9 protein-coding genes and 1 pseudogene are annotated in these 8699 nt (G+C 37.8%); 4 read left to right on the top strand and 6 right to left on the bottom strand.

Going from position 1 to position 8699, the window contains the following annotated elements; all coding sequences use genetic code 11:
• Positions 1-1896, top strand: a pseudogene (locus tag P9B04_RS09750) (hypothetical protein); the annotation flags it as partial.
• Positions 1897-2111: 215 nt separating this feature from the next.
• Here the strand turns inward: P9B04_RS09750 and P9B04_RS09745 are convergent.
• Positions 2112-2741, bottom strand: a complete 630-nt coding sequence (locus tag P9B04_RS09745) for a type I restriction endonuclease subunit R (protein WP_342054796.1) — start codon at positions 2739-2741, stop codon at positions 2112-2114.
• 17 nt (positions 2742-2758) lie between these two features.
• Positions 2759-4531 carry an SWIM zinc finger family protein gene (locus P9B04_RS09740; protein ID WP_342054795.1) on the bottom strand — a complete coding sequence of 591 codons (1773 nt, stop codon included), beginning with the start codon at positions 4529-4531 and terminating at the stop codon, positions 2759-2761.
• Between the two features lie 274 nt (positions 4532-4805).
• Here P9B04_RS09740 and P9B04_RS09735 point away from each other — a divergent pair, with 274 nt between their 5' ends.
• On the top strand, positions 4806-5282 hold the full coding sequence (locus P9B04_RS09735) for a transposase (RefSeq protein ID WP_342054794.1): 477 nt from the start codon (positions 4806-4808) through the stop codon (positions 5280-5282).
• 35 nt (positions 5283-5317) lie between these two features.
• Here P9B04_RS09735 and P9B04_RS09730 read toward each other — a convergent pair whose 3' ends face one another.
• The 4 genes from P9B04_RS09730 to P9B04_RS09715 form a co-directional block, all read right to left on the bottom strand.
• Positions 5318-5659: a hypothetical protein gene (locus tag P9B04_RS09730; protein ID WP_342054793.1), complete on the bottom strand. Its 342-nt coding sequence runs from the start codon at positions 5657-5659 to the stop codon at positions 5318-5320.
• Between the two features lie 379 nt (positions 5660-6038).
• The gene (locus tag P9B04_RS09725) at positions 6039-6380 is read right to left on the bottom strand and encodes a hypothetical protein (RefSeq protein ID WP_342054792.1); all 342 of its coding nucleotides are present in this window, start codon (positions 6378-6380) and stop codon (positions 6039-6041) included.
• A gap of 82 nt (positions 6381-6462) precedes the next feature.
• Positions 6463-6609 (bottom strand): hypothetical protein, encoded by a 147-nt coding sequence (locus P9B04_RS09720; RefSeq protein ID WP_342054791.1) that lies wholly within the window; start codon positions 6607-6609, stop codon positions 6463-6465.
• A 48-nt stretch (positions 6610-6657) separates the two neighbouring features.
• Positions 6658-7014 carry a hypothetical protein gene (locus P9B04_RS09715; protein WP_342054790.1) on the bottom strand — a complete coding sequence of 119 codons (357 nt, stop codon included), beginning with the start codon at positions 7012-7014 and terminating at the stop codon, positions 6658-6660.
• Between the two features lie 330 nt (positions 7015-7344).
• Between P9B04_RS09715 and P9B04_RS09710 the strand changes: the two genes are divergently transcribed.
• Positions 7345-7554, top strand: a complete 210-nt coding sequence (locus P9B04_RS09710) for a hypothetical protein (RefSeq protein WP_342054789.1) — start codon at positions 7345-7347, stop codon at positions 7552-7554.
• Positions 7555-7627: 73 nt separating this feature from the next.
• A complete protein-coding gene (locus P9B04_RS09705; protein ID WP_342054788.1) occupies positions 7628-8392 on the top strand; it encodes a class I SAM-dependent methyltransferase in 765 nt (254 codons plus the stop codon).
• The last annotated feature ends 307 nt before the right edge of the window (positions 8393-8699 follow it).

Below are 8699 nucleotides of genomic sequence, written 5' to 3'. Positions count from 1 at the left end.
TCGCTCCTTATTTATACAGACTCTTCGAGTCCAGCAACGGAAAATTTACAGGTGGGAGAAATTCAGGGTCTGGGTTTTGATGATGATTTAGAATTAAGTCAAGATAAAATCTTTAATCTCTACGGTAGTCAAAATACTTGGGGAATTCGAGACTTTACCTATACCAATATTAATGATTGGCAACAGTTTGAAATTAATTTAGGAAGCTTCATCACGGGAGACATTAATTACCTCATTTTAACCAATGATGATGATGCTAACGCCAATGCTAATAGTCAATTTCGGAATCTTGTTTTATCGGAAAATCCGAGTTCTAATACTTTCACTATTGATGTTAACGGAACAGTGATTAGTAAAGCCTTAGAACGTTATGGAGATGCTTCCGTCCTAAATGGTATTTCTCGTCCTCAAGATACAGATGATGGCATTGTTACTTATACTAATAATGGAAATGAGGTTAAGTTAGAAAATAATGCCTGGAAAGCTTGGGAATTAGGTGACTATAATGTGACAGAAGATACTGTTTTAAGATTTCAATTCCGTAGTCAAGATATAGGTGAATTACTTGGAATTGGATTAGATAATAATGATAATTTATTTGATAATCCCCATACCTTATTTCAACTGTATGGAAGTGATACCTATGGGGCTTTAGAACAAGAATTTAATAATTATCAAGAGATAGACGGTTGGAAAGATTACGAGATTAATCTCGGTGAATATTTCACAGGAACTTACGATCGCCTAGTTTTATTCAATGATAATGATGCCAATAATAATCTGGGAGGTTCGGCTGAGTTCCGTAATATTGTTTTAGAAGACATTAACTCAACTGCTCAAGAACTTACTATTACAATTAAGGGCAATTCTGAAACTAATGCCCTAGAAACCTACGGTGATGCTTCTGTTTTCAACGGTAATTCTTTACCTCAAGATAGACCTGAAGGTGTTGTTACTTATTTAGATAATGGTAACGAGGTCAAATTAGAAAATAATGCTTGGAAATCTTGGCAACCTTTTGATGAAGGGAGTTATACTATTACCTCTGATACTGTATTAACTTTCGACTATATAAGTACAGAAGAAGGAGAAATACAAGGAATAGGATTTGATGACAATGATAACTTATTTGACGGGACACAATACCTCTTTCAACTATTTGGCACTCAAACCTTTGGTAATCAAACGTATAATAATTATCAAGTCAGTGATGGTTGGAAGTCCTATTCTATCAATGTGGGAGCATATTTTACAGGGACGTTTGACCGTGTTTTCTTGGCTAATGATAATGATACCCCTGATAACTTAGGAAGTAATTCCTCTTTCCGAAATATTGCCTTATTTGAAAATACGACTTCTACCATCACTGATCAACTAACGGTAACAATTGAGGGAACAGCGATTAGTAAACCCTTAGAAAGTTACGGAGATGCTTCAGTTAATAATGGCAACTCAGTTCCCCAAGATACTCCCCAAGGTCAAGTCACTTATAACGATAATGGTAATGAGGTACAACTTGAAAATAATGCTTGGAAAGACTTAGACATCACTGGTTATACTGTCACACAAAACACTCGCCTTAGTTTCCAATTCCGTAGTGAAGACGAAGCCGAAATACAAGGTATTGGCTTGGATAATGACGACGACTTATTCAACGATCGCAACACTATCTTTCAACTGTATGGCACGCAAACCTTTGGCAACCAAGCTTTCAATGATTATCAAGGCTTAAACGATGCCCAAGCTGTTGACGGCTGGAAAGATTACAGCATCGAGTTGGGACAATATTTCACTGGGGAGTACGATCGCCTTGTCTTCTTCAACGACAATGACACTGTTGATAACCTTGGTGGTTCCGCAGAGTTCCGTAACATCGTTCTCTCTGAAGTGTCTTAGTTTTTCAGTGGGGGATCTTTCCTTGTGGAAGGCGAGCTACTGAGTTTTGGTTAGTCGGGGAAATCTCTATGCCCCGGTCTTTTACTTGACTTTTCCCCCCAATCCTTGCCATGACTCTGTTCTGTGAAGTTAGTGCTGATCAACAATCCAAATACCTTCACCCTCCACACTCAATTTATACATTTATAGGCGATCGCTACAATAGGGAAGACAACTTAGATTTGCCCCAATTTCTTTAAAATTTGCAACACCATAGATAATTCATGTTTCCGAGGTAACAAGGAGAATTCTCTGGAAAGATCGTATTGAGGTTTTCCCTCTTTATTTAATTTGATAAAAATAAAACTATCTCCATTAGTTGCCATCCCGTATATTGATTGTTGTGATTGAGAATTAGCCATCATATAAGCTAAAATCTGAGGGAGTGCAGAGGCGACAGGAATGCTAGTCCGTTTTGATTCGACCACTAATACCCATAAAGAATCTTTGACTACTAAAACATCTATTAATCCTCTGATCATTGTTTGATCGGGATCTTCAATGATTAATTCTACTGACTCAGGGGACTTAATTCTAAAGGGTGGATCTAAAAATCCCGCTACCTCTAAAAGAGGAGAAACTACCACTAAATTAATAGTTCCTTCTAGCAACAGAGACGATGAACGATTATAATCATAACGTTGTTTTATCCGAGTGAGTGCCACTTTTTCTTCTTCTGTTATTTCTGGTAATTCCTCATTCCATTCTGGGAAAAAGTTATCTTCTTCTGTTTGACTTAAATTCAGTTTACTTGCTAAGTCATTGAAGTTTTTTATGGCTTCTCTAACCCCAATTTTTGTCACCATAGATAATTCCTCCTAATTTAAGCTAAGGGTTTTAATAGTTCCATTAATTTACGTTTCCGTCCATGAATTTGTTTTAATTCTTGATAATAAGTTTTCCATTGTTGAATTTTATTAGCTTGATAATAAGCTTGACGCACTGGATTCAACCAATTAATAGCTGTTTTATAATGTTTAGCTTTCCCTGCATCCATAATTGATTCTGCTTTAGGAATTGCTTTTTGAATTACCCAATCAGGATTAAACGGAATTACGGCTTCTAAAACTTCATAATTAAGTAAATAAGGACTACTATCTACCAAATTTATTACTTCCTCAAATAACTTTTCTTCTATTAATATTTTAACTTTTTCTCGACTTACATACCAACCTTCATATTTCCCAAGCTCCTCTAATAATTCCTCTTTTAAAATCAACCACTTGTCTTGGGCTAATTTTTCTATTTTCTGATAATCTTCTAAAGATGGTTCTGTTTTAAATGCTTGGATTAAAGCTGTTAAGGTAATTTCTTCATTTCCTATTTCTTCGGCTAATTCCGCTGTCCAATGTGCTAGATCTATTTTATACATCCCCTCTTTGGTTAGACCTAAAGATGCTATCTCAAGGGCTTTTTGCCGTTCTCCCTCTTCCAACAAACTTTTGGCTAAAGACCAGGCTTCTTGGGTAGTTGCTATTAATAACTTCCCCTCTTTTACAGCTTCTTCAATATTTCCTAAATGGACTAAGTAAGTTAAATAATGCTCAATTTTTCCTTCCGCTTTAGCTAAGTATAAATACTCCTGATTTCGGTTTTTTTTGGCGAGAATTTTTAAGCGAATCAAGGCTAATTTATTGACATGATTTGGTCTTTCCAGTCTTTCTCCTTCTGATAAATAAGTAATTTCTCCTTGCAATTTTTTTTGTAAAGGTGCATAGTCCCAACCCTGTTCTAAAGCCGCTAAACTCATCTCAAAATCAACTGACCATTCATTTTGCCAAAATTCTAAATCAACTGTTAAATCAACTTTTTCCGTCGAGTCTAATTTAGCTAATAAAATTGCTTTACTAAATGCTTCATCTAAAAGATTTGCTGTTTCATAAGCTTCTATGCCATAATTATCAGCCTCATCCCAATTCTCAATACAAGTTTCTGTAATGGCTGCTAAAGTTAGTAGAGCATTATCAATTTCTTCTTGTTCTATTAAATCTTCTACGCTCTTAATAAGCTCTGCTAAATCTTCTTCAAGGGGACTTTCATCATATCCCTCTTCTAAAGCTTGAACTCCATTTTCAATCAGACGGCGGACTTGATTCCGAATTGGTTTTGTCTCTATACTCTTCTGATAAGATGAACCTGAATTTTTCGTTTGATTAGTAATAGGTGCTATCCGATTTATTTGCTGTTCAATATTTTCCATTAGCCAGGGATTTTCCTTGACTAACAGAATAATTAATTTCTGGTTTTCTAAAGGACTAAGATGTGATAATAATTCTTCTAAACTAGGACGAATTTTGATATTTTGAGGATAAAATTGATAGTAATAAAGGGTAGCTATAATATGTTTACACCATCCACCCCAATCATAAGGACAAGTACAAGTTGCTGATTCTATTCCTTGTGATGATAATTCTATATTGACGAGGTATTCTTCTCCCAGTGACCCTTCTACTTTTCCTTGTAAGTTATTTTCTCGACTAATAACTTGCTCTACATATCCTTGTTCATGATACTCTTTTCCTCGCTCTTGGGATTGAGGGGTGCTATTTTTCTTTATGATTGATTCTAACTCTGAAAGACTAAATTGAATAGACATAACATTGATGGACAACTATATATAACCTATCACAACTAATCTCCTAGATTCTAACTTAATGCTCTGATGACAACCCAATTACAACTCAATTACAATTCAAGGTTCGGATAGTTCAACTACGATCGCTCTTTACTCGTTACTGCCAAATTTCTCTTCAGACACCTTCACTAATTCGTCCAATTCATAGGACTTGGGCTTCTACAGAGCCTTTCACCTTGACTTTCAGATTAGTGAAGGTATACAATAAAGAGATTAAACTTCACTAAAATAACTCATGCCACCTGAATTAGCGATTAAAGCTCGCATCGCACAAATTCGAGGTTCGGGGACTGTAGCCCAACCCAACACTTGGATTGGTTACACCCACATCAACAAAAACGGTAAGAAATACACTTATTACCGTTTAGTGAAGGCTGTGAGAATTTCTAAGAGCAATGACGCTGATAATCCTAGCAAAAGCCAAGTCAAAGGCAAAATGGTTAAGTATTTGGGGACGGCTGATAGTGAAGCTTACAAAGAAATGCAAAACGCGATCGCCCGTCGTAATGAGATTCAGCGATTGGAGAGGAAGCTGCAAAGCCTAGACAAAGAAGTTAGTGTAGTTCAATCCAAGAAAAGGCAACGAAAACAAGCTGCACTAACGAAGTTGGTAGGAGAGTTAGTGGAGAAGGTGCAAACTTTGATGGCTGAGATAGCATGGATTAAAAGGCAATTTGTGTTGCAATTAGACACAAATCCCGAGAAATCTTGACCTGAATAGTTAATAGGGAGATTTCACTACTAAGCCTACTCCTGCCAATCTAATTCTCCCAAGGCATCACGGTTTGGATTAGTCTCTATAGCTCCAGATTCGGTTAGCTCATCTGTTTCTAATGATGGGGCATTTGGCTCTCTTAAGATAGGGTGAACTAGATTTTGTTCTTCTCGTTCCTCCGTTGATTGATGAGGTTTTTCGTTTTCTAAAGTTTCAATCTGTTGTTCAGTTTCTTGAGAACCTTGCTCAAAAAACTCTTGGGAACTATTCCCCTCCATCTGTGCTGACGCTTTTAAAGTTATTAGATTTAACCCGAAAATAATTACTAATAATGAGAGTAAACTGCTTAACATCTCAGAAAAATGCTTATTCATGACTTTTTAATTCCTTATGAGTTTCCATAACAGGAAAACCGTCCTATACCTAAATATAAACTCAGTACATTGAACCTCATCGCCAATTTGACAAAACTTGAACAAACCCAACACGAAACCCCTGTGCATATCCTTCAAGGCGGCTTTGTTGTCCAGTCTCAATTGAAACCATGAAAACTTCACTCAGTCCGAGAATGCTAAACATTAAGATAAGAGCAACAATTATATAATTGCGCATGAAAATGCCATTTATGTTCTTGAATAAATTCACTTTGTTGATCCCCTGATTTCAGCATACTTTCAACTTAAACTATTGAGGTGTTGTGGCCTTGAAGATCCTGTGACAATATTGTGTCTGAGACTTGATGGGCAAAGAACATTAAAATTCTACAAGGGGAACTGTCCCACCAGTTGGTACTTGCTCTCCTGTGTTACTATCTTCCCACTCTTGTTCTTCAGTCATGGGGTTGACAGAGGGAACACCATTATTGGAATTGACATCTAGAGGGTATTCCTCCTCAATGGACTCTTTGTGAGTCCTATCTTCGGGTTCAACCTGCCATTGCCATTGCTGATTATGAATTCCCTCTAATTGATTTTCCCCTTCTGTGGCCGGAGATGGATGTTGTCCATTGGGGAGTTGACTCCACATCGGCTCATTGGCTAAAGAACAGAGACTTTGTCCTAAGATTCCCCATAGAATTAATAGGGTAGTGATCACTGAAATGTTAATAGTTTTCCGAATAATCTTAACCCCCTGTTCATGAATTGTCTTGAATTGTTGTTGATTATTGAAGGAACAGTTATCTTAAGCCAGGACGGCTTGAACATTCAGTTTGAATAACTTGACGGTTAGGACAAACTTCCCCCATAATTTCTTCACTTCTAAAGTAACGACGTTGAGCATAATTACCACAGTTAGGACATCGAACCAATTGAGTAATATTCATAACAAAATTCTCCATTACGTTTAACTTTCAATCCCAATCAATCAGTCTTTAATCCACATCTAGATAAGAAAGTATAGACTGAACTTGGGATAAATAGGTACTATTATTAATGGTATTAGGAGATAAACGACCCGCATCAATACCCGCTTTTACTAGAACCTGAGAATTAATTTTTCCAGATTTTACAGAAGTAGAAAAACCTAAATTACTGGGGATTCCCTGAGCATTCAAAAAACCCTGTCGTCCTAGATCCACTAATTGCTGAGGTCCAAGAGATCGTCCATGCCAATATTCTAACCCTGGTGTCGATGAAGTTTTAGCTATGTCTGAAGCCAAAGCTGGTGCAACAAGTCCCCCTAGAGTTAGACAAGATAAGCCAGTCACAAAAAGACTTTTGATTTTCATGATTAATTTCTCCTATTATGGCGAGATGAGTTGATGTATTTGTTACTCTTTTGAGATACTTTGAATCTATCCGTCGGAGTTATCATTGAGATGTCACTGTTATGTCAAAAGATCATCAATCCTAAATTCTTAAAGACCTCTGTGCCATAGTCCCGGAAAAACCTTGACCACTTCCTAGGGAGATCGCTACTAAAACCCCCTACCAACAAAATTCCTTTCAAGCAAGAGACACATTATATAAATGTAGTTGTCATATCACTGACAAACTACATTTATATATTTAAACCATCTTGAACAAATAACAATGAACATTCAGAAGGAGTTTGGGTTATGAAAACTGATGCTTTATCTTCATCAAAGGAAATGGTTGCTCTTTCCTCCAAGAAAAAAAATTCATGGTATTTAGTTCCATTAGTTATAGCAATGTCTTTTACTTTTGGTGCTATTCCTATTATTTATGGCTTCACTCACAATTCTGTTTCTACTCAAAACTCGGTAATTCCAGGAGAAACCACTTTATGGTCTACAGCTATTGACTAAAGACACAGACTTTCTCTCGTAAAACTTAAAATAGCCTATTAATTTTGAAGAGTATCATAGGAGAAACCTTATTATGGCCACTGATTATGATGAACTAGGCGCGCAATATTTACTAACCAAATCACTACCGTGGAAGCATTTCACTGAGCGTTACACCTTTTTCAAAGCAGTGGGAGAGGTCCGTGGATTGCAATTGCTTGATGTCGCTTGCGGGGAAGGATTTTATAGCCGTCAGTTTCGAGACGCTGGAGCCGAAGTGGTTGGGGTTGACATCTCTTGTGAAATGATCCGCTTGGCAAAAGAGAAAGAAGCTCAACAATCAAAGGGTATCCGCTATGAGGTAGCAGACGCGACGGCTTTAGCTCAATTTGTCGAACAGACTGGTTTGAAACACTTTGATCTCGCTGTAGCCGAATGGCTGCTCGACTATGCAGACACTTTGGAAATGTTGCGCCAAATGTGTCGTTCTCTTGCCAGTGTGGTCAAACCTGGAGGACGTTTCATTCATCTTGGGGGTTGCTTTGATTCCATTTTTAACCATCCCGAAACATTTCCTTTTTATGGAATCGAACTGGAAATTCTCAACTCAGGTGGGGATGGTTCCCGATGCCGATGGACAGTCAGTGCAGATGGCGAATCAGTCAGTGCAGAAAATACCATGTGGACTCCAGCTACAATCACAACTGAGTTAGAAGCCGCTGGATTTACTGATGTGCAGTGGCCCGCAGCAGAGATTGGAGCAAAAGGAATTGAGACGATGGGACAAGACTACTGGCTTGAATATCTAAAACATCCTTATCACGCTGTTACCACTGCTACCCGTCTAGAAAATTTCTAAGGGTTCTCCTAGGAGTTAGTCAGTCCTACGATCGCCCATCGTAACGAAATGAGCGCGATTGGAAAGGAAGTTGCAAAGCCTAGATAAAAAGGTTAGTGTAGCTCAAACTAAGAAACAGCAAACGAAGTAAGCAGCACTAACGACGTTGGTAGGAGAGTTGGTGGCGCAGGTGCAAACTTTGGTGGATGAGATAGAGTGGATGAAAAGGCAATTTATCGTACAGTTACAGGGCAATGAGTTGTGTGGTGGTAGTTAGCTAACCGTCGAGAAGCCCCGCACTGTACCGTAGGTCAGTGTCGGGATGAAA

The organism is Crocosphaera sp. Alani8, from assembly GCF_038442745.1.
Classification (GTDB): domain Bacteria; phylum Cyanobacteriota; class Cyanobacteriia; order Cyanobacteriales; family Microcystaceae; genus Crocosphaera.
The sequence above is the reverse complement of the archived record's forward strand: the minus strand, read 5'-3'. Positions and strand labels throughout refer to the sequence as shown.

What these genes read in the sequence shown, in the direction of transcription:
- P9B04_RS09745 (WP_342054796.1), bottom strand. Translation starts at nt 2,741, where the DNA reads ATGGTGACAAAAATTGGGGTTAGAGAAGCCATAAAAAACTTCAATGAC.
- P9B04_RS09740 (WP_342054795.1), bottom strand. Translation starts at nt 4,531, where the DNA reads ATGTCTATTCAATTTAGTCTTTCAGAGTTAGAATCAATCATAAAGAAA.
- P9B04_RS09735 (WP_342054794.1), top strand. Translation starts at nt 4,806, where the DNA reads ATGCCACCTGAATTAGCGATTAAAGCTCGCATCGCACAAATTCGAGGT.
- P9B04_RS09730 (WP_342054793.1), bottom strand. Translation starts at nt 5,659, where the DNA reads ATGAATAAGCATTTTTCTGAGATGTTAAGCAGTTTACTCTCATTATTA.
- P9B04_RS09720 (WP_342054791.1), bottom strand. Translation starts at nt 6,609, where the DNA reads ATGAATATTACTCAATTGGTTCGATGTCCTAACTGTGGTAATTATGCT.
- P9B04_RS09715 (WP_342054790.1), bottom strand. Translation starts at nt 7,014, where the DNA reads ATGAAAATCAAAAGTCTTTTTGTGACTGGCTTATCTTGTCTAACTCTA.
- P9B04_RS09710 (WP_342054789.1), top strand. Translation starts at nt 7,345, where the DNA reads ATGAAAACTGATGCTTTATCTTCATCAAAGGAAATGGTTGCTCTTTCC.
- P9B04_RS09705 (WP_342054788.1), top strand. Translation starts at nt 7,628, where the DNA reads ATGGCCACTGATTATGATGAACTAGGCGCGCAATATTTACTAACCAAA.